The 25,831-nt window shown below is 61.7% G+C and carries 27 protein-coding genes; 18 read left to right on the top strand and 9 right to left on the bottom strand.

Features of this window, described 5'->3' with window-relative positions; genetic code table 11:
- Position 1: 1 nt before the first annotated feature.
- A complete protein-coding gene (locus LG281_RS17130) occupies positions 2 to 988 on the bottom strand; it encodes a class I SAM-dependent DNA methyltransferase (RefSeq protein WP_404402871.1) in 987 nt (328 codons plus the stop codon).
- A gap of 242 nt (positions 989 to 1,230) precedes the next feature.
- Complete coding sequence (gene ltaE / locus LG281_RS17125) at positions 1,231 to 2,250, bottom strand: low-specificity L-threonine aldolase (RefSeq protein ID WP_404402869.1); 1,020 nt, start codon at positions 2,248 to 2,250, stop codon at positions 1,231 to 1,233.
- Positions 2,251 to 2,686: 436 nt separating this feature from the next.
- On the opposite strand from ltaE, the gene LG281_RS17120 reads away from it, so the two are divergent.
- From LG281_RS17120 to LG281_RS17105, 4 genes are all read left to right on the top strand, one after another.
- Positions 2,687 to 2,899, top strand: coding sequence for a cold-shock protein (locus tag LG281_RS17120; protein ID WP_231803682.1), 213 nt, complete (start codon positions 2,687 to 2,689; stop codon positions 2,897 to 2,899).
- A gap of 655 nt (positions 2,900 to 3,554) precedes the next feature.
- Positions 3,555 to 4,028 carry a transcription elongation factor GreA gene (gene greA, locus LG281_RS17115; protein ID WP_404402867.1) on the top strand — a complete coding sequence of 158 codons (474 nt, stop codon included), beginning with the start codon at positions 3,555 to 3,557 and terminating at the stop codon, positions 4,026 to 4,028.
- Positions 4,029 to 4,187: 159 nt separating this feature from the next.
- Positions 4,188 to 5,138 carry a thioredoxin-disulfide reductase gene (gene trxB / locus LG281_RS17110; protein ID WP_404402865.1) on the top strand — a complete coding sequence of 317 codons (951 nt, stop codon included), beginning with the start codon at positions 4,188 to 4,190 and terminating at the stop codon, positions 5,136 to 5,138.
- 216 nt (positions 5,139 to 5,354) lie between these two features.
- The gene (locus LG281_RS17105) at positions 5,355 to 6,248 is read left to right on the top strand and encodes a LysR family transcriptional regulator (RefSeq protein WP_404402863.1); all 894 of its coding nucleotides are present in this window, start codon (positions 5,355 to 5,357) and stop codon (positions 6,246 to 6,248) included.
- A 61-nt stretch (positions 6,249 to 6,309) separates the two neighbouring features.
- Here the strand turns inward: LG281_RS17105 and LG281_RS17100 are convergent, their stop codons facing one another.
- Positions 6,310 to 7,713 (bottom strand): MFS transporter, encoded by a 1,404-nt coding sequence (locus LG281_RS17100; protein ID WP_404402861.1) that lies wholly within the window; start codon positions 7,711 to 7,713, stop codon positions 6,310 to 6,312.
- Positions 7,714 to 7,784: 71 nt separating this feature from the next.
- On the opposite strand from LG281_RS17100, the gene LG281_RS17095 reads away from it, so the two are divergent.
- From LG281_RS17095 to LG281_RS17085, 3 genes are all read left to right on the top strand, one after another.
- Positions 7,785 to 8,222, top strand: a complete 438-nt coding sequence (locus LG281_RS17095) for a helix-turn-helix domain-containing protein (RefSeq protein WP_404402859.1) — start codon at positions 7,785 to 7,787, stop codon at positions 8,220 to 8,222.
- Between the two features lie 1,058 nt (positions 8,223 to 9,280).
- Complete coding sequence (locus tag LG281_RS17090; RefSeq protein WP_404402857.1) at positions 9,281 to 10,315, top strand: NAD(P)-dependent alcohol dehydrogenase; 1,035 nt, start codon at positions 9,281 to 9,283, stop codon at positions 10,313 to 10,315.
- Positions 10,316 to 10,517: 202 nt separating this feature from the next.
- Positions 10,518 to 13,532, top strand: coding sequence for an FG-GAP-like repeat-containing protein (locus LG281_RS17085; RefSeq protein ID WP_404402855.1), 3,015 nt, complete (start codon positions 10,518 to 10,520; stop codon positions 13,530 to 13,532).
- A 116-nt stretch (positions 13,533 to 13,648) separates the two neighbouring features.
- On the opposite strand, the gene LG281_RS17080 is transcribed toward LG281_RS17085, so the two are convergent.
- Positions 13,649 to 14,851, bottom strand: a complete 1,203-nt coding sequence (locus LG281_RS17080) for a pyridoxal phosphate-dependent aminotransferase (protein ID WP_404406806.1) — start codon at positions 14,849 to 14,851, stop codon at positions 13,649 to 13,651.
- Positions 14,852 to 15,001: 150 nt separating this feature from the next.
- On the opposite strand from LG281_RS17080, the gene LG281_RS17075 reads away from it, so the two are divergent.
- From LG281_RS17075 to LG281_RS17065, 3 genes are all read left to right on the top strand, one after another.
- Positions 15,002 to 15,430 carry a CBS domain-containing protein gene (locus tag LG281_RS17075; protein WP_404402853.1) on the top strand — a complete coding sequence of 143 codons (429 nt, stop codon included), beginning with the start codon at positions 15,002 to 15,004 and terminating at the stop codon, positions 15,428 to 15,430.
- A 64-nt stretch (positions 15,431 to 15,494) separates the two neighbouring features.
- Positions 15,495 to 15,779 carry a hypothetical protein gene (locus LG281_RS17070; RefSeq protein WP_404402851.1) on the top strand — a complete coding sequence of 95 codons (285 nt, stop codon included), beginning with the start codon at positions 15,495 to 15,497 and terminating at the stop codon, positions 15,777 to 15,779.
- Positions 15,776 to 16,696, top strand: a complete 921-nt coding sequence (locus tag LG281_RS17065; RefSeq protein ID WP_404402849.1) for a DMT family transporter — start codon at positions 15,776 to 15,778, stop codon at positions 16,694 to 16,696. The genes LG281_RS17070 and LG281_RS17065 overlap by 4 nt, the downstream gene beginning before the upstream one ends.
- On the opposite strand, the gene LG281_RS17060 is transcribed toward LG281_RS17065, so the two are convergent.
- Positions 16,686 to 17,096: a hypothetical protein gene (locus tag LG281_RS17060; protein WP_404402847.1), complete on the bottom strand. Its 411-nt coding sequence runs from the start codon at positions 17,094 to 17,096 to the stop codon at positions 16,686 to 16,688. The genes LG281_RS17065 and LG281_RS17060 overlap by 11 nt on opposite strands.
- A gap of 347 nt (positions 17,097 to 17,443) precedes the next feature.
- On the opposite strand from LG281_RS17060, the gene LG281_RS17055 reads away from it, so the two are divergent.
- From LG281_RS17055 to LG281_RS17045, 3 genes are all read left to right on the top strand, one after another.
- A complete protein-coding gene (locus tag LG281_RS17055; protein WP_404402845.1) occupies positions 17,444 to 18,022 on the top strand; it encodes an alpha/beta hydrolase in 579 nt (192 codons plus the stop codon).
- Positions 18,023 to 18,134: 112 nt separating this feature from the next.
- Positions 18,135 to 18,728, top strand: coding sequence for a thymidine kinase (locus tag LG281_RS17050; protein WP_404402843.1), 594 nt, complete (start codon positions 18,135 to 18,137; stop codon positions 18,726 to 18,728).
- On the top strand, positions 18,729 to 19,139 hold the full coding sequence (locus LG281_RS17045) for an acyl-CoA thioesterase (protein WP_404402841.1): 411 nt from the start codon (positions 18,729 to 18,731) through the stop codon (positions 19,137 to 19,139).
- Between the two features lie 45 nt (positions 19,140 to 19,184).
- Here the strand turns inward: LG281_RS17045 and LG281_RS17040 are convergent, their stop codons facing one another.
- Positions 19,185 to 19,838: an MOSC domain-containing protein gene (locus LG281_RS17040; RefSeq protein ID WP_404402839.1), complete on the bottom strand. Its 654-nt coding sequence runs from the start codon at positions 19,836 to 19,838 to the stop codon at positions 19,185 to 19,187.
- A 143-nt stretch (positions 19,839 to 19,981) separates the two neighbouring features.
- Between LG281_RS17040 and LG281_RS17035 the strand changes: the two genes are divergently transcribed.
- The 4 genes from LG281_RS17035 to cueR all read left to right on the top strand — a co-directional run bounded on the left by LG281_RS17035 (position 19,982) and on the right by cueR (position 22,324).
- Positions 19,982 to 20,419 (top strand): VOC family protein, encoded by a 438-nt coding sequence (locus tag LG281_RS17035; RefSeq protein ID WP_404402837.1) that lies wholly within the window; start codon positions 19,982 to 19,984, stop codon positions 20,417 to 20,419.
- Between the two features lie 205 nt (positions 20,420 to 20,624).
- The gene (locus LG281_RS17030) at positions 20,625 to 21,257 is read left to right on the top strand and encodes an SH3 domain-containing protein (protein WP_404402835.1); all 633 of its coding nucleotides are present in this window, start codon (positions 20,625 to 20,627) and stop codon (positions 21,255 to 21,257) included.
- 196 nt (positions 21,258 to 21,453) lie between these two features.
- Entirely contained in the window at positions 21,454 to 21,726 is a 273-nt protein-coding gene (locus tag LG281_RS17025; protein WP_404402833.1) for a hypothetical protein, read from the top strand.
- Between the two features lie 190 nt (positions 21,727 to 21,916).
- Positions 21,917 to 22,324, top strand: coding sequence for a Cu(I)-responsive transcriptional regulator (cueR, locus tag LG281_RS17020; RefSeq protein WP_404402831.1), 408 nt, complete (start codon positions 21,917 to 21,919; stop codon positions 22,322 to 22,324).
- A gap of 29 nt (positions 22,325 to 22,353) precedes the next feature.
- Here the strand turns inward: cueR and LG281_RS17015 are convergent, their stop codons facing one another.
- Entirely contained in the window at positions 22,354 to 23,250 is an 897-nt protein-coding gene (locus tag LG281_RS17015; RefSeq protein WP_404402829.1) for an NAD(P)/FAD-dependent oxidoreductase, read from the bottom strand.
- 4 nt (positions 23,251 to 23,254) lie between these two features.
- Positions 23,255 to 23,701: an Rrf2 family transcriptional regulator gene (locus LG281_RS17010; RefSeq protein WP_404402827.1), complete on the bottom strand. Its 447-nt coding sequence runs from the start codon at positions 23,699 to 23,701 to the stop codon at positions 23,255 to 23,257.
- Between the two features lie 101 nt (positions 23,702 to 23,802).
- Between LG281_RS17010 and LG281_RS17005 the strand changes: the two genes are divergently transcribed.
- Positions 23,803 to 24,708, top strand: a complete 906-nt coding sequence (locus LG281_RS17005; protein WP_404402825.1) for an aminoglycoside phosphotransferase family protein — start codon at positions 23,803 to 23,805, stop codon at positions 24,706 to 24,708.
- 93 nt (positions 24,709 to 24,801) lie between these two features.
- Here the strand turns inward: LG281_RS17005 and LG281_RS17000 are convergent, their stop codons facing one another.
- Positions 24,802 to 25,797 carry an NAD(P)-dependent alcohol dehydrogenase gene (locus LG281_RS17000; protein ID WP_404402823.1) on the bottom strand — a complete coding sequence of 332 codons (996 nt, stop codon included), beginning with the start codon at positions 25,795 to 25,797 and terminating at the stop codon, positions 24,802 to 24,804.
- Between the last annotated feature and the right edge of the window lie 34 nt (positions 25,798 to 25,831).

Below are 25,831 nucleotides of genomic sequence, written 5' to 3'. Positions count from 1 at the left end.
ATCAGTGCAGCGCCGGTGCTTCCTCGGCGATCTCGCCATCCGCGAGGAAGGCAACGGACGCAACCACCGGTCTCTGCGCGACCACCAGCAACCCCGTCACCGGCACCCCGCGATCCGTCCGGATCGTATCCTCCACGATCCTGACGATATCGAACCCCGCCACCCGGAGCGCCTCTTCGACCGCCGTCCGTCCATGCGCATACCGCAACGAAGGCTGCAGCACGCACGCCTCCTCGCCCGCATGCTTTTCGAGCGAGAACACCAGCAATCCGCCCGGCACCAACGCATCGTGCGCTGCCGCAAAAATCGGTGGCAGTTCCCCGCAATACAAAAAGACATCCGCCGCCGTGATCAAATCCGCCTGCCCTTGGGAACCGGCGAGAAACGACAGCAGATCGCCCTGCTCAACCGCGTCATACACGCCCTTGCGCGCCGTCTCGGCCACCATCCCGGCGGACAGGTCCACCCCGGAGAGATGCGAAACCAGCGCCCGCACCCGCTCCCCCATCAGCCCGGTCCCGCACCCCAGATCGAGCGCCCGCGCAAACCCGGTCACCCCCGCAGCCTCCATCGCCTCCCCGATCAGCCCGAACAGCAAATCCGGCACCACATAGTCGAGCTTGCCGACAAGCGATTCTTCAAAGCTCTTGGCATAGGCGTCGAACAGCGCCTCGACATAAGCCTCCTGCGCCTCGGGCGCCAAGTCCCCCACCCCATGCGCCGCCAGCCTCATCTGGGCCCCCAGCGTCCCTTCCGGATCGCGCGCCGCCGCTTCCTGCCAGGCCGCAATCGCCGCACCGGTATCACCGGCCTCGTGCCAATACCCGCCCAGCATCATCCACCCGGCTGCCCAATCGGGCACGCTTTCGAGCGCCTGCGCCATAAGCTCTGCGGCAGCGGCAAAATCGCCGCTCTCGGCCAGCATTTTCGCATACTGAGACCGGCGATCGGCAATCAGATCGCCCGAAGAAAGAAAGACAGCATCCACTTTGGGCCTGTTAACACTTATAGATGGGGGTTTGACGGGTCAGGATCCGAGCAACTTTCGTGGAAAATGCCGCGCCGTGGACAAATGTCCACAAGCGGCATTTTTCGCGACAAGCGGCCGGACCATGGCCCGTCAAACCCCCATCTATAAGTGTTAACAGGCCCTAATTATGTCCGAAAGAACTGGCGATTTGCCAGCGGACGGCAAATGTCGCTTTTCCTCGGAAAACGCAAGCGGAAAAATCAGCGCGCGAAGAACGCACCCACCACCGCGAGCGCCCGGTCGATATCCGCATCCGAAATATCCAGATGCGTCACCCAGCGCTGCTCGCCATATCGCCCCGTGATCATGATGCCCTCCGCCGCCAGATGCGCGGAAAACGCCTCGGCAACACTCGTATCGACGTGCACGAAAACGATATTTGTCTGAGGCATCTCCACCGCGATGGCCGGATACGCCGCAAGTCCTTCGGCCAGCCGCCGCGCCCGCGCATGATCGTCCGCAAGCCGCGCGACGTTGTGTTCGAGCGCATAAAGCCCCGCCGCCGCGATGATCCCCGCCTGCCGCATCCCTCCGCCGAGCATCTTGCGCCACCGCCGCGCCCGAGCAATGAACTCCGGCGCCCCGGCGAGCACCGACCCCACCGGCGCGCCCAGCCCCTTCGAGAGGCACACCGACACGCTGTCGAACGGCGCCGCCAGATCCCGTGCCGCTACCCCACTCGCCACGGCGGCATTGAATATCCGCGCCCCGTCGAGATGCGTCGAAAGCCCGTGCTCGCGCACCAGCCCCGTCGCAGCGGTGACAAACTCGGATGGCAACACCTTGCCGCCGATGGTGTTTTCCAGCGCCAGCAACCGCGTCCGGGCGAAATGCATGTCATCGGGCTTGATCGCGGCGCGGATCGCTTCGAGCGCCATCGTCCCGTCCGGCAGGGTCTCGACCGGTTGCGGCTGGATCGACCCGAGTACCGCCGCACCGCCGGCCTCGTATTTGTAGCAATGCGCCTGCTGCCCGGCGATATACTCCTCCCCGCGTGCGCAATGGCTCAAAAGCGCTGCAAGGTTCGATTGCGTGCCTGAAGGCAGGTAAAGCCCCGCCGCCTTGCCCATCAGGTCCGCAACCCGTGCCTCAAGCGCGGCAATCGTGGGATCGTCGCCGAAAACGTCGTCGCCAACCGCCGCCTGCGCCATCGCCTCGCGCATACCGGCGCTCGGACGGGTAACGGTATCGGATCGGAAATCTATGGAAATCTCGGACATGGCAAGAAACTCGAAAATTGACTGTTCGAGCCCTTCTCTACGCCGCGCCGCACGCCCTGGCCACCACCTTTGCTCACGCGCACGGACACTTCGGCGGGCCCGGACGCCGACCCAGAACGTCATGATTACTGTCTAAATTCCTGGGTCGCTATCCGTCTCAACGCCGAATACTGACATGTTACCGCCGCTACATGGAATTTTCCAATTCGTATATTGTTTTTCGGCTTCGATAAAATTTTCCCGTCTGCGGTCAATTCGTCTCCACTTGAATAGAACGCGCATTTCTTCTAAAAAAAGGGCATCGAAGGTGCGGCCGACTGATCTAGCCGAGCGAATTTTCGCGACTGCTGACGTCTAGAACCCATACTCGATATACCCCGGACCGCGAAAAATAGAGTGGTCCAAGAACGACAGCATGACGCGAAAGGACACGCCAATGGCTACCGGCACTGTCAAATGGTTCAACACGCAGAAGGGCTACGGCTTCATTCAGCCGGACGAAGGTGGAGCGGACGTATTCGTCCATATTTCCGCCGTCCAGAATTCCGGTATGGCGGGCCTCGATGAGGGCCAGAAGATTTCCTATGAAATCGTCAAGGACAAACGTACCGGCAAATCTGCGGCCGGCAACCTTGCCGCTGCCGACTAGATCAGCCGATTGAGCGAGTGCCCGGCTCAATTGGCCGGGCCAGGACCTGTTAACACTTACGGATAGGGGTTTGACGGGCCACAGTCCGAGCACCTTTCGTGGAAAATCCTGCGCCGTGGACGCGTGTCCACAAGCGGGATTTTTCGCGACAGGGGGCCGGACTATGATCCGCCCGAAGGGTTTTGCATAAATCGTCCACTGACGGCGCGTTTCCCCTTGCGAAGGGAAGCCCCTGCGCGGCGAGGAAACACTTGGCATTGAACGATTTATGCAAAATCAAACTCCTGTCCATAAGTGTTAACAGGTCCTCAGGGCACGAACCGCTGGAACCTGCGGTTCGTGCTTTTGTTATTTAGGCCGCTATGCCTCTTGCACACCACAAACGAGAGGCCATATCACGGGCGGGGCGATCGGGTTGCCCCTTGACCGCGCGCGCGGGGCGAGGCAACCTGAACGCAATGTTTCCCCCCACTACGTGAATCGCTCACGCTGATGAACGTCAGCGCGAGAGTGATTTGTGTAGGACCTTAATGGAGCGTGTCCAGAAAAAGTGGCTCCCACTTTTTCGGCTCGGACGCGCGACAAACAACAACTTGAGGGTGCCGGCTGAATGCAATTCAGAGCGGCACGCTCTGGAAGGGATTGGATTGAGAGAATGGACAAGGTCCCGATGACGGTGGCAGGCCACGCCGCCCTCCAGGAAGAATTGCGCCGCCGCACGTCCGAGGATCGCCGCACCATCATCGAGGCGATCTCCGAGGCACGTGCGCATGGCGATCTTTCCGAGAACGCCGAATATCACGCCGCCAAGGAGCAGCAGAGCCACAATGAGGGCCGCATCATGGAACTCGAAACCATGCTCGCCAAGGCGGATGTCATCGACGTTTCCAAGCTCTCCGGCTCGACGGTGAAATTCGGCGCGACCGTGACCATGGTCGATGAGGACACCGACGAGGAAAAAACCTATCAGATCGTGGGCGACGCCGAGGCGGACGCCACCAACGGCAAGATTTCCATCTCCTCGCCGATCGCGCGTGCGCTCATCGGCAAGGAAGAAGGCGATTCTATCGAGGTGTCCGCCCCCGGCGGCGCACGCGCCTACGAAATCCTCAAAATCGTCTTCAAATGATCCGCCGCAGGCGGCCGCCCTCCCAAAGGGCCGCCGCCTGCCGCAAATAAGAGTCCAACGCCCACAGCTTTTGCCCCTGCATGGGTGTTCTGCGCTTGTAACATGCGTCCCGCGTGCCATATTTGGTCGAACTTCAATATTCAACGGCCCCAAAAACCGATGCACGCGAAAGTCATTATCATTGGATCCGGCCCGGCCGGATACACGGCGGCGATTTATGCCGCACGCGCCATGCTCGAGCCGGTCATCATTTCCGGCACGGAGCCCGGCGGTCAGCTCACCATCACCACCGACGTCGAAAACTACCCGGGCTTTGCCGACCCGATCCAGGGCCCTTGGCTCGTCGAGCAAATGCGTGCCCAGGCCGAAAACATGGGGACGCGGATCGAGAACGACGTGATCGTCGACGTCGATTTCAACACCCGGCCCTTCAAGCTCACCGGCGACAGCGGCACGGTCTATACCTGCGATAGCGTCGTCATCGCGACGGGTGCCCAGGCCAAATGGCTCAACCTGCCCTCCGAGGAAAAATTCAAGGGCTTTGGCGTCTCCGCCTGCGCGACCTGCGACGGGTTCTTCTACCGCGACAAGGAAGTCCTGGTCGTCGGCGGCGGCAACACGGCGGTCGAGGAAGCGCTGTTCCTCACCAATTTCGCCTCGAAGGTTACGGTCATCCACCGCCGCGACGAGTTCCGCGCCGAGAAGATCCTGCAGCAGCGGCTGTTCAAGCACCCCAAGATCGAGGTGCGCTGGAACACCGTGCTCGAAGAGGTCAAGGGCGACAACATGCCGCCTTCGGTCAAATCCGCCGTGATCAAGGACGTGGTGACGGGCGAAACGCACGAACTCACCGTCGACGGCATTTTCGTGGCCATTGGCCATGCTCCGGCCACAGAGGTCTTCAAGGGTAAGCTCGAGATGAAGCACGGCGGCTATATCGTCACCGCGCCGGATTCGACGGCAACCAACATTCCCGGCGTTTACGCCGCCGGTGACGTCACCGACGATATCTACCGTCAGGCCGTCACCGCGGCAGGCATGGGCTGCATGGCCGCGCTTGAGGCCGAGCGCTACCTCGCCGAGCACGAAATGGCCGAAGCCGCCGAATAGAGGGCGCTACACGTAAAGACTTGGGGATATTACGATGAAGCAATTCGTCGCAACATCCTCTAGAGCGTTTCCAGAATAAGTGGGCACCACTTATTCGGTTCGGCCCCGAAGGGCCGCGCAAGCGAAACGCGACAAAACAAAGACTTGGAGCTCCTGGTTTGATTCTATCAAACCAGGAGCTCCAAACCGGCCGGATCAAAGAGGGACACCGGGCCAATGTTGGATTGGGACAAGCTGCGCATATTCCATGTCGCTGCTGAATCGGGAAGTTTCACCCATTCAGCCGAAAAGCTGGGTATGTCGCAATCCGCCGTTTCCCGGCAGATTTCCGCGCTCGAGGAGGATCTGGGGCTCAAGCTCTTCATCCGCCACGCGCGCGGCCTCGTATTGACCGAGGTGGGCGAGCAACTCTTCCGCACCGCCCACCGCATGGCCTGGGAGCTACAATCGGTCCAGGCCCAGATGACAGAAAGCCAGGACGTCCCCACTGGCCCCCTGATCGTCACGACGACGGTTGGCTTCGGCTCGACCTGGCTCACGAAGCGCATTCACGAATTCGTCGAGCTTTATCCCACCATCCAGCTCGAAATCAAACTGAACGACGCCGAGCTCGACCTCGCCATGCGCGAGGCCGACGTCGCGATCCGCCTCCACCGCCCCAACCAGTCCGAGATGATCCAGCGCAAGCTCTTCACGGTGCACTTCCATATCTACGCTGCCGCGAGCTATATCGAACGCTTCGGCATGCCCAAATCGATCGAAGACCTCGATGCCCACCAGATCATTTCGTTCGGCGAGCCCTCGCCGTCCTATCTGGGCGACGTCAACTTCCTCGAACGCGTCGGGCGCTCCGATTCCAACCCGCGCCGCACGGCTTTGAAGGTCAACGCTATCTACGGCATGATGCAGGCCTGCCGGCAGGGCATCGGCATCGCCATGCTGCCGGACTATATCAGCGAGGAGGAGCCAACCCTCCAGCGCGTCCTGCCCGACATCGACTTGCCGGCCTTCGATACGTATTTCGTCTACCCGCCCGCACTCAAAAACTCCAAACGCGTCGGCGTCTTCCGCGACTTCCTCGTCTCCAAGGCGCGGGATTGGGAGTATTAGGGCTTTCGAACCGGAAAGGCCTGACAACATTTTCTGAAAGCGCCCAAACATAGCGAACCGATCACGTTCGGGACCGCGTGCCGAGCCCAAGCACAAGTGCCAATCCCGTGAGCCCGCCCGCAATGAGAAACGTCACTTGCATCCCCGCCGCGACCGCCTCGGGCGATGCCGCAGCGACATCGCGCGTCCCCACCGCATAGGCGAACATCGCGCCCATGGCAGATGCTCCGGTGAAGAGCCCCAGATTCCGCGACAGGTTCAGCATCCCCGAGATTACGCCACGCCGCGCCTCATGTGCGGTGTTCATAACCCCGGTATTGTTGGCCGCGAGAAACAATTGATAGCCTGGCGTTAGAAGAGCGAGCGCCACGATGTAACCCGCAACGCCCAGCAAAGACGGCAGAACCGCCAGGGCCAGACTGCCCGCTACCGTGATACCCAGCCCGCAAATAACGGCTGGTCCCGCCCCGGCCCGATCCACGATCCTGCCCGCCGGAACGCCGCTTAGGGCGGAAATGAAGGGACCAACGGACATGACCAGCCCCACCGCCGCCGCGTCCAGCCCCAGCGTGTTCGAAAGATAGAACGGCCCGACGACCAGCGTCGCCATCATCACCGTGGCGACCAGCGCGTTCATAGCCAGACCGGCCCGTAGCGCCGGATCGCGAAACATTTCCGGATCGACAAGTGGCGCAACAGCTATCGCTTCGACACGCACGAACATCGCCGCCAACACGATAGCTGCAAGCAAAAGGGTCCAATTGAGCGCATCGAACGCCCCACCACCCAGTGTGACCGCAAGGGCATAGGCGGCAAGCGTCGCGCCAAGAAGAACCGCGCCTGGAACATCCGCCGGCCGCGCGCCGCTCTGTGCTGGTGAAACGCCGCGTGGAAGGTGACGATAGGCTAAAACCAGGGCAATCAGGGCCAATGGCATCATGACAAGAAAGATTGCGCGCCAGCCCGGACCGCTAATCAGAACCCCGCCCAGGGCAGGCCCCGCCGCCGTGCCGATTGCGGACATCGAGCCCAGAAGCCCCATGGCGCGCCCGGTGCGTTCGTCGGCAACCGTCTTACGCACGAGCGCCATCGAGAGCGCGATCATGATTGCCGCCCCGGCTCCTTGTATCGCGCGCGCCGCAATGAGCATCCAAAGCGCAGGCGCGACCCCGCACAGGAGCGAGCCGAACGCAAATATCGCAATCCCGGCCAGAAGCACTTTGCGATATCCCAGCGCGTCCCCGAGCCGCCCAGCTCCCACAATGACGACCGTCGTCGCCAGCAGATAGGCAATGACCACCCATTGCACGGCGGAAAACGTGGCCGAAAACGCCTCCGCCAGCGTGGGTAAGGCGACGTTGGGAATACTGACCCCGAGCGCCGCGAGCAATGTCGAAAGCGCAAGAGACGCAACCGCCCCGCGGCCGTGTTTCGTGCCGGTATGGTCCTCGATAAGCCGTTCCATTGCGCTCCATGCCCTTGCCTCTGGTTTCGGAAGCGGCCATGCTACGAATTCAAGTCAACTTGAGGTCAAGCATGGAAATGCTCGATATCGGCGAGGTGTCGGAACGCTCTGGCGTTCCCCCATCGACCCTGCGCTACTATGAAGAAATCGGCCTGCTCAGTTCGGTTGGCCGGCACGGCTTGCGGCGGCAGTTCGAAAAGGATGTGCTGCCGCGACTCTCCCTGATCGCACTTGGAAAAACCGCCGGCTTCTCACTCACCGAAATATCGGAAATGTTCGGCGAGGACGGCACGCCGGACCTGTCGCGCCCGGACCTTCATGCAAAAGCGGACGCCCTCGACCGCCAGATCCGCGAACTGACGGCCCTGCGCAATATGATGCGGCACGTTGCCGAATGTCCGGCACCATCGCATATGGAATGCGATTCCTTCCGCCGCCTGCTGAAAATAGCGAGCCGACGCGCCCTTTCGCCGTCTGCACGGCGCCAAAAGCCAGAAAAACCGACATGACAACCTGTCGCACCCGAAAATTTCACCGCCTCCAGGCACCCGATTGCATACGAAAAAATGCATGAATTTCAGGCGTTTTGCCCACGCCGTCGGCAACGCCATGCAAAAACCGCATGGCTGGCATGACCCCACCGGGGTTGAAACCGTCCCGGCATAACTCTACTTACCCGGCAGACATTGCGCGCTTTTCCTCCTCCTCCCTTTGGGCGCGTTTGATGTTCCCTCCTTGCAAGAGGCTTGTCCTCTTGTGCTTGGCCCCGCTCTCCCCTCGAGCGGGGCTATTTTTTTGCCCTACTGGGAACCACACAACCGGCAATCCGTTAAGAGCCCAGCCGGAAGCAATGCGCATTCCGGAGGCGTTGTGCCCAAAGACATAGGTTTGCCGAGCTTTTGACCATTCGGTCCAATCTTGCACTGAGCGCATAGCTGCCATGCTATAACACGACTTTTCAAGTCGTGATTAGGGGTGCATATAGGGCGGGTCAACGACGCAGCGCGCTATCCTCCTCCTCCCTAAGCCCCCTGCACGTTGGCACCAAGAGCGGGAAAGGTTCCTCCTCCTCCCTCCTGACCCGCTCCAACGGCCGGCTATCGAATCCTCCTCCCTCGATATCGGCCGCCAGTTCAAGGCTCCATCCGACCTCCTCCCGGATGGAGCCTTTTTCTTGCCCAATTTCTGGGCACAATGGTTAACTGCCTATTGCATAGCAGCTATGCGGTATTGCGCATTGTTCGCAACGCTGCAATCGCGCATATTCAGCTTGTCACTGAGCGACGCGCCTTTTCCTCCTCCCTAGGCCCCTCGCTCCTGACACCCGAGCGGGCGACGTATCCTCCTCCCACGGACCCCGCTCTCCCGATCGCAGCCGTCTCCTCCTCCCTCGGCTCGATCGTAAACTGTGAGATTAGGGCATAGCCCTCGATCAAGGCTCGGTCTTTTGACCGAGCCTCTTTTTTTTGCGCCACCGCCTTTCCTGAACCGCCAATCTGACGTAATCGAATGGGTGTGGCGCCGCCACACCTGAGGGCAGATGTGGATCTAAAGGAAAGGCGTGGCCATGAAGGCTCTCGTTCTTGAACGTGTGCGCGCACTCTCGCTCCGCGATATCGACATCCCCTCCGAGCTCGGCCCCGACGATGTTCGTATCGCCATTGACACCGTCGGCATCTGCGGCTCGGACGTGCATTATTTCACCCATGGCCGCATCGGCCCCTATGTCGTCAACGAACCGATGGTTCTCGGCCACGAGGCCGCTGGCACGATCATCGAAACCGGCAGCGCCGTGACCACATTGAAGCCCGGAGACCGCGTTTGCATGGAACCGGGCATCCCCGATCCGAATTCCCGCGCCACCCGGCTGGGCATCTACAACGTCGACCCCGCCGTCAGCTTCTGGGCCACGCCGCCGGTCCACGGCTGCCTTGCTCCCGAAGTCGTCCACCCTGCCGCCTTCACATTCAAACTCCCTGACAACGTTTCCTTCGCCGAAGGCGCGATGATCGAGCCGCTCGCCGTCGGAATGCAGGCCGCCATCAAGGCGGGCATCACCCCTGGAGATACCGCCCTCGTGACCGGCGCCGGTCCTATCGGCATCATGACTGCGCTCGCGGCCCTCGCCGGCGGCTGCGCAAAAGTCTTCATCTCCGACCTGCAGGATGAAAAGCTCGAAATCGCCGGCCGCTACCCCGGCATGATCCCGGTCAACATCAAGACCCAGGACCTCAAGAAAACGATTGATGAGGCCACCGGCGACTGGGGCCTCGACGTCATCTTCGAAGCCAGCGGCAGCCCGAAGGCCTTCGAAAACCTCTTCACCCTCGTTCGCCCCGCCGGCACCGTCGTGCTCGTTGGGATGCCCGTCGAACCCGTCGCCATCGACGTCGTCGGCGCCCAGGCCCGCGAAATCCGCATCGAAACGGTCTTCCGCTACGCCCACGTCTTCGACCGCGCCCTCGACCTCATCGCCTCGGGCAAGATCGACCTAAAGCCGCTGATCTCCGAAACCTTCCCCTTCGAAGACGCCATCACGGCCTTCGAACGCGCTGCCGAGGGGCGCCCGGGGGATGTGAAGCTGCAGATCAAGGTGGGATAGGAAGCCTCCGCCAGCGTTCTTGGTTCCCCCTTTCCTGAACAAACAAGACCAGCCGGACCTTCAAGACAGGCTCCCAAAGGCCGTCGGAGTGCGTGTTCTCGCGTACCTCCCGATTCACGGCGCTGCAACCAGTTCAACGACACGCTGCCCGCGATGATTGATGCTTTCTGCTCTCATCGAGGTCATATCGGAGAATTGAACGATGCTTCATATAGCTACAGTCACTATGGAAAACGGCGTGCAGAACGTGCCGCAGGCGCTGATGGGCGCGCGGGCGACCGTCGATACCGCGGACGCGGCGCATGTGCAGCTCGATGTCGCGGCCGGGGATGTGGCGGGCTATGTCCGCCAGGGCGACGATCTGGTGATTCACCTCAGGAACGGCGAGGTGATCGTACTGTCGGACTATTTCGACGACGGTGACCAGAACGTGCCGTCCCTCGAGACGCTCAACGGCGCGGGCGACTATGTGCCCGTCGATTTCGGCACCTCGGCGGCTGTGGAGGGCGTTCTGACGCCGTCCATCGGCGAGGCGGCGGGAGCAGCGGCAGCCGCCGGTGCCGCCGGCGCGGCAGGCGCGTTGGGCGGGCTGGGCATGGCCGGAGTGGCCGGTCTCGGGGCGCTGGCGGTCGGCGGCGTCGTCGCGGTGGCCAGTGGCGGCGGATCCTCGTCCGACGGCAGTGGCAGTGGCAGTAACGGCACCGGCAACGACAAGCTCATAGACCCGGAAGTCGCAGCCAATACCGACGCCGATGGCAAGGTGACGCTCAGTATCAAGGACAAACCCGGATCGACGGTTAACGTCACCTGGCCGGACGGCACCAAGGACACGGTCACCGTTGGTTCCGATGGGACCGCCACACTCACATCCAAGACGCCGCAGCCGGATGGCAGCATTACTGCGACGGCGACGGACACGGATGGCACCACGAGTGGCACAACCACCTTCCCATATGATCCAAGTGGCAACACACCGGGCAACACGACGTCCGACACGACGGCACCTGCTGCGCCGGAAATCACCGCCAGTACGGGGGATGACGGCACGGCCACCCTTGCCATCAAGGACGAGCCCGGCTCAAAGGTGGAAGTGACCTGGCCGGATGGCACGAAGGATACGGTCACCGTTGGTTCCGATGGGACCGCCACGCTCACATCCAAGACGCCGCAGCCTGATGGCGACGTCAACGCGACGGCGACGGATGCGTCGGGCAATACAAGTAGTGAAACCACCTTCCCTTACGATCCAAGTGGGAACACGTCCGGCAACACGTCGTCCGACACAACGGCACCTGCTGCGCCGGAAATCACCGCCAGTACGGGGGATGACGGCACGGCCACCCTTGCCATCAAGGACGAGCCCGGCTCAAAGGTGGAAGTGACCTGGCCGGATGGCACGAAAGACACGGTCACCGTTGGTTCCGACGGCACTGCCACGCTCACATCGAAGACACCGCAGCCGGCTGGCGATCTCACGGCGACGGCGACGGATGCGTCAGGCAACACAAGCAGTGAAACGACGTTCGTTTACGATCCGAATGGCGGCACCGGCAATACGACGTCCGACACAACGGCACCTGCTGCGCCGGTTATCACAGGTCTCTATACCGACGCTGGCAGCGCGATCCCAAGCAAGGTTACGAATGATACGACGCCGACATTAAAGGGGACAGCTGAAGCCGGGTCGCTTGTGACCGTCAAGGATGGCGCCACGGTTCTTGGGACGACAACCGCGGACTCCGACGGCAAATGGACGTTTGCGGTTCAATCGGGCAAGGAATTGCCAAATGGCGCTTCGACTGTCACGGCGACAGCCGCCGATGGGTCTGGGAATGAGAGCCCCGCATCGGCTGACTTTAACCTCACCGTCGATACCACAGCGCCTACGCTCGTGGTTCAAAGTCCAGCAACCTTTACTAACAATGACACCTTCGGTGATACGGGGACCATTGAGGACGCTGTGGTAGGGGATTTCGACAAGGATGGGGATCTCGATATTTACGTCGTTCTTAACGGACAAAACAAGCTCTGGCTGGGCGACGGTAAGGGTGGCTTCAACCCCGGTACAGATATCCAGGGCGATGATGCTAATAGCCAGGGTGCTGTGGTCGGGGATTTCGACGAAGATGGAAATCTCGATATCTACGTCGCCAATTATGGACAAAACAAGCTCTGGCTGGGCGACGGTAAGGGTGGCTTCAACCCCGGTACAGATATCCAGGGTGATGATACTAATAGCCATGGTGCTGTGGTCGGAGATTTCGACGACGATGGGAATCTCGATATCTACGTCGCCAATACTGGGCAAAACAAGCTCTGGCTGGGCGACGGAAATGGTGGTTTCAAGCCCGGTATAGATATCCAGGGTGATGATACCAGTAGCCGGGGTGCTGTGGTCGGCGATTTCGACGGAGATAACAATCTCGATATCTACACCGTCGCGTATAGTAGATATTTTGGAGGCAGTACGCATCCTGCGCAAAACAAGCTCTGGCTGGGCGACGGTAAGGGTGGTTTCAAGCCCGGCACAGATATCCAGGGCGACGAGACTTATAGCAATGGCGCTGTGGTCGGCGATTTCGACGGAGACAACAATCTCGATATCTACGTTGTCAATGATGGCTACGGCAACGGCGGACAAAACAAGCTCTGGCTGGGCGACGGCAAGGGTGGATTCAAGCCCGGTACAGATATCCAGGGTGACGATACCAATAGCCAGGGTGCTGTGGTCGGCGATTTCAACAATGACGGTAATCCGGACATATACGTCGCCAATTCCGGAGAACCAAACCAGCTCTGGCTGGGTGACGGCAAAGGTGGCTTCACCGGCGGATCAGTTCCCGGTAGTACGGGAGGCAACCATGGTGCTGTGGTCGGCGATTTCGACGGAGATAAGAATCTCGATGTCTACGTCTCCAATAGTGGAGACAACAAGCTCTGGCTCCAGAGCTCGTTACCGATCCACAATAACGAAAGCGTTGCTGTCAAAAGCTCGGAAACTGGAACGCTCTATCTGGTCAGCGACAGCGTCCCGGTCACGAGCGTAAAGGATATTCTCGATGCCGATGACAATCTGTGGAACGCGGTAACGGTAGCTACTGCGGATACTACCACGAGCGTTTCCGCGGATGGCCTGCTGCTAGGCGATTATCATGTCTATGGCGTCGATGCTGCTGGAAACCTGTCCGACCCCTTTGGCAAGGTCGAGATTATCTAACGATCCCGCCCGGCGGATCTTCTCGGCCCGCCGGGCGCTACGCTATGGATCATGCCGGGGTGAAGGCGGCCCTACAAAGCGCAGGCCCGGTGAGGGATATTCGGCACCAGCCGCCCTCACTCCACCCCCGCGCAAAACGCCGCGATCCGGTCCATCGCCGCGATCAGCTCCGCGTCCGAGGCCGCATACGAAATCCGGAAGTGCCCGGGCAGTCCGAACGCGGACCCGTGCACCAGCGCCACCCCGTTCTCTTCCAGGAGCGCCATCACCACGTCTTCGTCCGTCGCAAGCGCCCGGCCGCCCGCGCTCGTTTTCCCGATCAACGCCTTGCACGAGGGAAACGCATAGAACGCCCCCTCCGGCACGAGGCATTCGAGCCCCTGGCACGCCCGCAGCCGCGCGACAACCATGTCCCGCCGCTCCTGAAACACCTCGCGCCAGTCCGCAAGGAACCCCTGCGGCCCGTTGAGCGCTTCAACCGCCGCCCATTGCGAAATCGAGCACGGATTGGTGGTCGATTGCCCCTGCAGCTTCGTCATGGCCTTGAGGATTTCCCGCGGCCCCGTGCAATACCCGATCCGCCAGCCGGTCATCGCGTGCGATTTCGAAACCCCGTTCATCGTCAGCGTACGGTGCCCGAGCCGCGGCTCGGCCTGCGCGATCGTCGCGAATTCTCGCCCGTCGTAAACCAGGACCTCGTAAATATCGTCGGTAAGAATGTGCACATGAGGATGCCGCATCAGCACCGCGGCCAAGCCCTTGAGTTCGTCCGCCGAATACGCCGCCCCGGACGGGTTCGACGGCGTATTGAGCATCACCCATTTGGTCCGCTCGGTAATCGCCGCCTCGAGCGCCTCCGGCGTCAGCTTGAACCCCGTCTCCTGGCTCGCCTGCGCGAACACCGGCTCAGCCCCCGCCAACCGCACGATCTCGGGATACGACACCCAATAGGGCACCGGCACCACGACTTCGTCGCCCGGATTGAGCGTCGCCATCAGCGCATTGAAAATGATCTGCTTCCCCCCCGAAGAGACGAAGCAATCCTCCTCGGTTACATCCAGCCCGTTGTCGCGCCGGAATTTCGCCGCCACCGCGCGCTTCAATTCAACGATTCCATCAACGTTGGTATAGCGCGTCTTGCCCGCTCCGATCGCAGCCACCGCTGCCGCCCGCACGTGCTCGGGCGTATCGAAATCGGGCTCCCCGGCTGAAAGCGCGATGACGTCGTGGCCTGCCTGCGCCATCTGCCGCGCGAGCTGGCTGATCCCGACCGTGGCCGAGGGTTTGACGCGCATCAGCGCGTCGGACAAAAGCTGCATCGTGTCGCCCCGCATTTCAAAAAGCCTCTCCACCGCAAAGCTATAGCGCCAGCGCCTTGATCTCGCCACCGGGAAAACCGAACTTTCGTAGCGCTTGCGCATTTGTGCGTCCCAAGGCAAGCTTGGCACCCATATACGAGGAGGTTGACTATGTTTGTCGAAGGCATTCTCGCTCAAAAAGGCCACGACGCCATTACGGTAAAGGCCAGTTCGACAGTCGGAGAGCTTGTCGCGACCCTCGCCAGGCACAATATCGGCGCGGTCCTTGTGGTTGACGATTCGGGGGCGCTCTCGGGCATCATTTCCGAACGCGACGTCGTGCGCGAACTTGCCCGAAGCGAGGAGGGACTCATGGCCAAACCCGTTGCGGCGATCATGACCAAGAACCCCCAGACCTGCGCGCCAACCGATACCCTCGACAGCGTGATGTCCAAGATGACCCGCGGCCGCTTCCGCCACCTCCCGGTGATGGACAACGGCAAGCTCATAGGCGTCGTTTCCATCGGCGACGTGGTCAAGCGCAAGATCGAGGAAGCCGAACAGGAAGCCGGCGCCCTGCGGGAATACATCGCGAGCTAAAGCCCACTTGCCCGGCATCGGACGAACGCATAATACTGGCTGGTAACGTTCCAGCCGGTGTTCCATGACATCCGCAAACCTGCCGCTCGACCTACGGGCCGTCCACGCCCTGTTCCCCGCCTTCACCGTACCCGAACTCGAAGGCTGGGCCTTTTTCGAAAACGCCGGCGGCTCCTACACGGCCAAGCCCATCCTCGACCGGCTCGCCGCATTCTATACCCGCACCAAGGTCCAGCCCTACGCACCCTGCCCGGCCTCCGAAACCGGTGTCCTGCGCGTGAGCTTTGTGCACTATACGACGCCCGAAGAAATCGACCGCCTCATCGCCGCACCGGACGCCGAACTATGACCACCGCAACCGCTCCCGCCGCCATGTCCCGCCCCGTCGCTCTGGGCTGCCTCCTGCTCGCAACCGTCGTCTGGGGCCTCGCCTTCATCGCGCAGAAGTCCGCGATGGATGTCATGGGACCGCTAACCTTCCTCGCCGCCCGCTACCTTTTGGGCGGCCTGCTCATCGTCCCGCTCGCACTGCGCGAAGACCGCCGCCAGCCCGAACGCCTCACCCGCCGCCAATGGCTGCTGATCGGGTTTCTGAGCTTCAATTTCTTCATGGGTTCGTGGCTGCAACAGGCGGGCCTCATGCACACCACCGTCACCAATGGCGGGTTCCTGACCGGGCTCTACGTTTTCTTCGTACCGCTGATCCTGCTGATCATTTTCCGCACCCCGCCCCACAAGATCGTCTGGCTCTGCGCGCCGGTTGCCCTCATCGGGCTCTATCTCCTCAACGGCGCGCGGCTCGACGGCCTCAACCCCGGCGACGGCCTCGTCATCGGCAGCGCCGTCTTTTGGGCCCTGCACGTCCTGCTGCTGGGCTTTCTCGCAAAGGAAACCGGCCGCCCGATCCTCATCTCATCGGCCAGCTTCCTGATCGCCGGGCTCCTGAGCCTCGCCGGCGCCTTCGCCATCGAAACGCCGACCGTCGAGGCCCTGAGCCTGGGCTGGATCGAAATCCTCTATGCCGGGGTCCTGTCCACCGCCGTCGGCTTCACGCTGCAGGCCATCGGCCAGCAGCACGTCCCCCCGGCCAACGCCGCGATCATCCTCTCCGCCGAAAGCCTCTTTGCCGCGCTGGGCGGCGCAGTCGTCCTCGGCGAACGCCTTCTGCCGCTGGGCTATATCGGCGCCGGCTGCATCTTCATGGCCATCGTTCTGGTGGAGGTCATCCCCACGCTGAGGAAAAGGCCGGCCACGCCTATTCCGTAACCTTGTTGAGGTGGATCTTCTCGCAGAAGACGAACAACGCACAGGCGTTGAGCGCCATCTCATTGGAATTGTGCAGGGTCAGCGTGCCGCCGATAGTGATCCCTTCGAGCGACACATTGCCTTTCCACTGGTTGCCCGCGATCTGCCGCGCATCCGAAAAGATGTAGGTATTGAGATATTTGGTGTTCCGCGCGTCCTGAACGTCCTCGCGGATCCAGATGAGTTCGGCGCAAAGCCGGTCTCCATTCTCCCCGCAATAGGTGAATTCATACCGCGATTCCCTGTTATCCGGCTCCCAGACCCCCGTCGGGTCCAACGCCATCGCTGGCGCCATGACGCCCAGGGTCATTCCGGCCACGGCCACCAGGCGCACCAGCGCGCTACCAAATCCAGCAATCATCCGAAAAGCTCCATGCGAAGGGTGAACATTGCCGCGAGGATCGAAGTTGGCGCCTGAACGCGCAATGAACCGCTTATGGCGGAAAATTACGTCACATCAATGTCATCTGCCACCCGTAACGTGCATTCCGCAGACGGCCTACCCCGCCGCTGCCCCGCAAAACGGGCCACACCCGCACCGGCCCGCGCCGACTCCCAATCGGCACCTCCACGCGGTCGCCCGCCCCGGCGGCCGTTTTTTTTGGAAGCGTTAGGCAACGCCCGAATGTCAGGTGCGACTGAAACTCGACAATCACCGGAAATAGGGGCATTTTCCACCAGTCCTATTGATCTCCGATTTCATCGCACATGAAAAACGCCATTATAATTCACGGAAAGCCAAGTAAGGAAATCTACTATTCCGACAAGTTTCCGCCATCGAGCAACTTTGCCTGGATACCGTGGATACAAAAGCAGCTGATCGTTCGTGACGTGAAAGCGGACGCACCAGAGATGCCGCATGCATACGAGCCGGACTATGATCTCTGGCGCACCGAATTCGAGCGTTTCGACATCACATCTTTCACGACCCTGATCGGTCATAGCGCCGGCGGCGGTTTCCTGATCCGATGGCTATCGGAAAATAGAGACGCCCGTGTTGGGAAACTGGTCCTTGTTGCCCCGTCCATCGACCCGTTCAAAGAGTCGGTAACCGGCTTCTGCGACTTTGATATTGATCCTCATCTTCGGGAGCGGACCGAGGAATGCGTGATATTGGCAAGCGACAATGATTCCCAGAATATTTCTAGAAGCGTGGAAGCCTTACGAAACGCGATAGCTGGGGTGCGGATAGAAATTCTTCCCGGGTACGGCCATTTCATACCGGAACACATGGGACGGATAGAATTCCCTGAGCTCCTTGCCGAAGTCGTGGAAATTAGTGCCTGACAAGAGCAGACGGCGTATCCAAAGAACCTGTGGACGCCCGCGAAGAGAACGCCCCTCACGCCGCTGCCCGCGCTAAAACCGACCCAAGCACACAACAAGCAGGGCGCGGAGCGTGGCCAAACTCTACTTCTCCTATGCCGCGATGAACGCGGGCAAATCGACCATCCTCTTGCAGGCATCCTACAATTACCGCGAGCGCGGCATGGCGACACTCCTGTTCACCGCCGCCCTCGACGACCGTGCCGGCGCTGGCGTCATCGCCTCCCGCATCGGCCTGCGCGACGATGCGCGCCTCTTTTCCGAGGAGGACGATCTCTTCGGCCAGATCGAAGCGGCCCATAAAGCCGGGCATCTGAGCTGCGTTTTCGTCGATGAAGCGCAGTTCCTCACCCCCGAACAGGTCTGGCAACTCGCGCGCGCCGCTGACAGGCTCCGAATCCCGGTCATGTGCTACGGCCTGCGGACCGACTTCCAGGGCAAGCTCTTCCCCGGTTCGGCGGAGCTTCTCGCCATCGCCGATACCCTGCGCGAAATCCGCACCATCTGCGAATGCGGCGCCAAGGCAACGATGGTCGTCCGGCTGGGCGCCGACGGCAAGCCGATCGTTGAAGGCGAACAAGTCGACATTGGCGGAAACGATAAATACATTTCCCTGTGCCGCCGACACTGGGAAGAAAAGGTCGGCCGCTATCCAGGAGCGCAATGAATGGCTGACCTCACGCAAACGACCGCCACCATCGACACGCAGACCGAGCCGAGGGGCGAACTCACCGTCCGTACCATGCCCATGCCCGCCGACACCAACGGGGCAGGCGATATCTTTGGCGGCTATGTCATGAGCCAGATGGACATCGCGGGCGCCATCTGCGCCGTCGAGCGCGTCGGCGGCCGGGTCGCAACCGTCGCCGTAAAAGGCATGACCTTCATCGCCCCGGTCAGGGTCGGCGACGTTCTGTGCATCTACACCTGGATCGAAAAAGTCGGCACGACCTCGATCACCATCGGCCTCGAAGGCTGGACCAAGAACCGCGAAAGCCCCAAACGCACCAAGGTCTCCGACGCCTATTTCATCTACGTCGCGCTGGACGACGACGGCAAGAAGCGCGTGATCGCGTAAGAGCCTGCCCCAAAAGTCTGACGGGTCGACTCTAACCCTGGCGGTTCACGCCCGCGCCTCATGCGCCGCCAGCCACTCAAGCGCATCATCCCGCGCCCGCTCCGCGATCGGCAGCGCCAGCAGCCGCTCGACCATATCGCGCCCGGGCAATGCCTTGGCCGCCACAAACGCCAGCCGGAAATGCTCCTCGAGCGTCAGCCGGTCGCCCTCGAACGGGACGAACTGCATCTCCTGCCCTGCGCAAAGCTCCCCCTCGGCGATGACCCTCAGATACGCTCCCGGCCGCGCCGCATCCCGGAACCGCTTCACGACCCCCGGATCCCCCATCTTGGCTGCAAAATTCGCGCACGGAATCCGCGGCGCGGTCACTTCCATCTCGACCGCACCCGCTGTGAATCGATCCCCGATGCACAGCGCCGCCGATTCGAGCCCGGAAACCGTCAGATTCTCCCCGAACTGCCCCGGCCCGGTCGTAACGCCCTGCGCCGCCCACCAGCGGTAATCCTCGGTCGAATAAAGGTAGAGCGCCTGCCCCGGCCCGCCGTGATGCCGCGTACTGACAACCGCGTCCTCGGGTATCCCGAGCCGCGTAACCACAACCGGCCCCGTCACCGGCCGCTTGAAAATGCCGGACAGTTTTTCCGGCCGTCCGGGATCGATCGGCTCGGGGCGTCCTATATTGATGCTCTCGATCTTCATGGCGACGCATTCCGACTCGGTGAAAATTCGTCGCCATTGCACCCCGATCGAGCCTTCGCGGCAACCCCTGGCGCACCTCAAGCATCCGTTGTTCGACCAGGCGGCACCTTGTAGATTGGACCGACACCTTGGAGATTGGAAATATGGCGCTCAAGCGGATGGACAACGTAGGAATCGTCGTCGAAGATCTCGGAGAGACGATTGATTTCTTTCGTGAACTCGGCCTCGAGCTCGAAGGGCGGGCCACGATCGAAGGAGAATGGGCAGGGCGTGTCACCGGACTGGGCGACCAGCATGTCGAGATTGCCATGATGCGCACGCCGGACGGCCACAGTCGGCTCGAGCTTTCCCGCTTCCTCAGGCCCCCTGTCGTCGCAGATCATCGGAACGCCCCGGTCAACGCCCTGGGTTACCTCCGCGTCATGTTCACCGTGGACGACATCGACGAGACGCTTGAAAGGCTCCGCACGCGCGGCGCGCAGCTCGTAGGCGAAGTCGTGCAGTATGAAGAAACATATCGGCTCTGCTACATCCGCGGGCCTGAAGGACTTCTCATCGGACTCGCCCAAGAACTCAGTTGAGCGCAACACGGAGACAAATGGCAAAAGAGTGACCAATGTCGGCGAGCGCGCCCGAGGTCGCAATGTTCATGTCCGGTTCAACTGCAATACGCCAAATGTATTGTGAAACGTCCGGAAAAGCCCATAGTCGTGCGTCCCTGACAAGGAACCAACAAGGCGACTGCAGCCTTTCCGAATAAAGCCGTTGCCTTTAAGGGAGAGCATTATGTCGATAAAAAAAATTGCCGCCGCTGCCGCACTTGCCATCGCCGGGCTGATTGCCAGCGCTTCGGTGGCGTTCGCCTATGAAGCCTATGCCACCACGGCGCTCAACGTCCGCTCCGGACCGGGCACCGGCTATAATGTCGTCGGCACGCTCTCGGCCAATCAGGTCGTCGAAGTCGTCGAATGCAATACCTCGGGCAGTTGGTGCCGCGTTGAGGCCCCCAACGTCCGCGGCTGGTCCTCGGCCAATTATCTGCGCCCGATCACCGACGGTACGCCATCGCGCCCGTCCGGGCCCGATGTCGGCATTTCGGTGCAGACGCCCAATTTCAGCTTCTCGATCGGATCGGGCCAGCGCCCCGGCTACACGCCCCCCGCAACCGCCCGAATCTGCTTTTTCGAGAACTATAACTATTCCGGCCGCCGGTTCTGCGTCGGCTATGGCGACAGCGATCGCTCGCTCAGCACCTTCTGGAACAACCGCATCCGATCCGCCGAGGTCGAAGGCGAAATCGCCGCCACCATCTGCACCGGCGACAACTTCAGCGGCCAGTGCGCCGTTATCGATCGCTCCGTGCGCTCGGTCGGCTTTCTTGCTGACGAAGTCTCGTCCTACTACGTCGACCGCCGGTAAAACATCCCGATTGCCAGCACGAAAACGCCCGTCCCGATCCAGGGACGGGCGTTTTACATTTACGTGGCTCCTCACAAATAACTAAACCCAAATGACGTAATGTTGTTTAGCCGGCATTCAAAACGCTTGTCGAAAAATTCCAATGATTTATAATGGGTTTGTGGGGACGATGCTGTAAAAGAGGAGGGGAAGACGGATGGATATTGTAGCAATCATAGCACAACTGATCGGCGGCGCCGCAGGCGGTGCCGCCACCGGTAAGGCTGTCAAACAGTCCGACCTCGGTAACGCGGGCAACGTTATTGCCGGCGCCATCGGCGGGCTGGGTGGCGGCTGGATTTTCGGGTCCATGACCGGCATGGGTGGCGGCGATATCGGCGCCATCATCGGCCAGTTGGTCAGCGGCGCTGTCGGCGGCGGCGTGCTGCAGGTCATCGTCGGGTTCATCAAAAACAAGATGATGGCCTAAGGCACCCGGTAGACCGGGACCTGAAACACAAGCACTACGCACGATGCAGTCATCGTCGTCAGCGTAGAAGCTCAAAATGCGCCCTGCCGCCCCGGCGGCAGGGCGTTTCTATCTCCACGCCTTGACCTTCCCATCATTGGAATCTTTATATACCGGTAATGTCCGCACCCGCTTTCCAGGAGGCAAACGCATGAACATCGGGCAAGCCGCGAGATCCTCCGGCGTTTCCGCCAAAATGATTCGCTACTACGAGTCGATCGGCCTCATCACCGCCGCCGACCGCACCGAATCCAACTACCGCGTCTACGGTGCGGACGACGTCCACACCCTTCGCTTCATCAAGCGCGCCCGGACGCTGGGTTTTTCCATGGAAGAAACCGCCACGCTTCTGGGCCTCTGGCAGGACAAGTCCCGCGCCAGCGCCGATGTCAAACGCATCGCAAACGCTCACATCGCAGAACTCGAACAGAAAATCGCCGAGCTCCAGGCCATGACCGGTACATTGAAGCACCTCGTCCATTGCTGCTCGGGCGACAGTCGCCCCAACTGTCCAATCCTCGAGGATTTGGCGGGCATGGACGCCCAAGCCGCCGCCTGACGGTTCAAAAAAGCACGCCGGGGCGGGCTCTAAGCCGCCTCGCGCATGAACATCGAGCGGTGTGTAGCAGCACCCGCCATCGTCCCGTCGCCCACCGCCAGCGCAATCGACCCTGCCGCCCGCGCCATATCCCCGCACGCGAAGACACCCGGCACGCTCGTTTCCTTGGTCATATCGGTGGCGACGACGGCCCCCATCGGCGTATCCTCGAACGCGCAACCGAGCTGTTCGGCCAAAGGGCTCGCCATCTCGACCCGCGTCGCTGTCAAAAGCCCTTCGAGCGCGACGACACGCCCATCGCTCAGCACCACATCCGCCTTCTCGCCCCTGATCTCCACAATCGGGCTCCGCTCGATCGCGACACCCCGCTGCTTGAGCTGCGTAAGCTGCTCGGCATCCGGCTCAAAGGCTGTGTTGAGGAAAAACGTCGTCCGCCCCCAATCGGGCAGCATCAGCGCGTGATGCATCGACAGCGCCGAAATCGCCAGCACGCCGATCTCGCCACCGCCAAGCTCGTAGCCATGGCAATAAGGACAGTGAAAGACGCTTTTCCCCCAGCGCTGGGCCAACCCCGGCACCTCGGGCAGCCGGTCGACAACCCCCGTTGCCAGCACAAGCCGCCGCGCCCGGTGCACCGCGCCATCGTCCGTCGTAACGCCAAAACCATCCCCGGCCCGCTCGGCCGAAACGGCCTGCCCGTCGATCCAGCTGACATTCGGATAAGCCAGAAGCTGCGCCCGCCCATCACTGACGATCGCGCCGGGTGCCCGCCCGTCCTGCCCGAGAAACCCGTGCGACTCCGACGCAAACCGGTTCCGCCGCTGCCCGCCATCGATGACGAGCACCTTGCGCCGGGCGCGCGCAAGCTGCAATCCGGCGGCGAGCCCTGCATAGCTACCGCCCACCACGATACAATCGAACGCCATGTGCCTACCTCTTGTGGTTCGCATAGTGGGCGTCGAGCCGCCCGTGAAAATCCTTGGAAAGCGCGGCGAGCGTCACCGTACCGAACCGCGCCACGAGCTGCGCCTCTGCGTCCGCGAACGCATCGGCCAGCGCATCGTTGACCGCAGCCTCGACAAGGCAGTCCGGATTATCCGCCCCCAGTCCCAGCGCCAAAAGCCGCGGCGCCCCGAGCGCCTCATAGACCTCCAGAAGCGTCACCTCCGAAAGGTCCCGCGCCATCTCCCAGCCGCCCCCAACACCCTTGGTCGACCGCACGATCCCCGCCTCGCGCAACCCGGCCATGGTGCGCCGCACGACCACGGGATTGGTGCTCATGCACAAGGCAAGCTCCGCCGACGTCATCGGCGCATCGTGTTCGGCCATATGCAGCAGCGCGTGCAACGCTGCCGACAATCTCGCATCGCGTTTCATGTAACTTTCTATGTTACATTTAACGCCAAAGGTCAAGCATCCCTTGATCCATGCACTCGCTCGCGTAAACTCGCGCGCTCTTGCCGCAGGAAGAACCTCCGATGTCCGCCCCCGCACCTCATACCGATGCCGCCACGCACTGGGCTCTGACCGGCCTCACCCTCATCGCCGAAACGGCCACGAGCCACGTCTATCGTGCGCGCCGGGGCGCCGATCACTACGTCCTCAAAGTGCTCAAACCCTACGGCATCGATGAGTTGACCGGCATCGCGTTTCTCGAATGGCTCGATGGCGATGGCGCGGTGCGCATCTTCGAGCGCCGGGACAATATGGTCTTGATGGAATGGCTCGACGGCCCGGAACTGGGCGCCACCGTGCGCGCTGGTGACGACATGACCGCCACCCGCATCCTCGCCGATGTCGCCAGACACCTGCACACGCCGCGCCCCCGCCCACCGGAGGGCCTGACGCCCCTGGCGGACTGGTGCGCCCCCTTGCGCGATACTCCGCTCACCTGCTGGCCCGAACCGCACCGCCCCAATATCGAAATGGCCAAGGCGCTCGCCGCGTCCCTCCTCGCCTCGTCGCCCCCGCCGATCCCGCTCCACGGCGACCTTCACCACGACAATATCCTCAAAGGCTCGCGCGGCTGGTGCGTCATCGACGCCAAGGGCGTCCTCGGCGATCCCGCCTACGAGCTCGCCAACGCTTTCCAGAACCCCATTGGCGCCCTGGAAACCGCGAGAGCCCCCGCCACCATCGCGGCACGCGCCGATACGTTCGCCGAAATCCTCGGCTACGACCGTCAGCGCCTTCTCGATTGGGCTGTTGCCCACTGCGCGCTTTCGATGGCTTGGTCCCTTGCCACGGCGCGGCCCATCGACGCCAATCTCGCCATCCTGCCCAACCTCCTCGCCGCAGCGGGCCACCTCGGGGCTAGAGCCCAACCGAAAACTCGGCGATTGAGGGCTGGCGAGGGATTTTTGTTCAGGAAAAGTGAAAAATAGGAGGCAATATCAGCCATATTGGCTCGGATTTTCCACTTTTCCTGAACAAACAAGACCCGCCAGACCGACCCGCCCGAGTTTTCGGTTGGGCTCTTAGACCGCAGCGCCGTTCACGTTCATTGCGTCGAGCGTCACCACCACCGTCCCCCGGCTGTGCCGGCTTTCGACCTGCCGGTGCGCGTCGGCGATCGCGTCAAGCCGGTATTGCCCCGCCACCGGCGCACGCAAGGCCCCCTGCTCAACGAGCCCGTTCAGAACCTGGAGATCGGCCTTGCTGTCCCCGGATACGCCGATGGCAATCCGCTGGCCCCCGGCAATCGACCGCCAGAGAGCATGCAGCGCCGTCGGCAAGCCGAATTCGAGCGGCACATAGACACCCTCGGGCTTGAGAACACGCTTCGCCCGCGCAAACCGCGCAACGCCTGCGGTATCGAGCACGATGTCATACTGCGCACCCCCGCCCGCAAAATCCTCCCGGGTATAGTCGATCACCCGGTCAGCCCCGAGCGACCGCACGAAATCGACATTTGCCGTGCTCGCAACCCCGGTTACCTCGGCCCCGAAATGCTTGGCGATCTGCACGGCAAACGCGCCGACCGCCCCGGATGCCCCAAGGATCAGCACGTTCTGACCCGCTGCGACCTTCCCGAAGTCACGCAGGAAAACCAATGCGCTTACGCCCCCGAACGGAATCGTGGCGGCTTCGTCATACCCGATCTCCTCGGGAATCCTGACCACGGGCCCGGCTGCCTCGACCGCCACATATTCTGCATGGCCGCCGCTCCCGGAAAATCCATAGACCGGGTCGCCGAGCTTGAATCCATCCGCCTTCGCGCCCACCGAAACCACCCGCCCGGCAAACGCGACGCCGAGTATCTTCTTCCGTGGCGCGAAAAGCCCCGTCATCAGACGGCCTATAAGCCACAGCCCGCCGGGAAACGCCGAGGCGCGCATGCGCCAGTCGGCGCTCGTCACGGCGCTCGCATGAACCTGCACCAGAACGCCGGTCTCGCTCGCCTCAGGACGCGGCACATCCTTGATCTCAAGCACATCCGCCGGCCCGTATGTCTCATAAACAGCTGCTTTCATCGGTCTCGTCTCCACATCTGAACACCGCACGCCA

Source organism: Pelagibacterium halotolerans, from assembly GCF_044811015.1.
Taxonomy (GTDB): domain Bacteria; phylum Pseudomonadota; class Alphaproteobacteria; order Rhizobiales; family Devosiaceae; genus Pelagibacterium; species Pelagibacterium halotolerans_A.
This window is presented reverse-complemented; position numbering and strand designations above follow the sequence as displayed.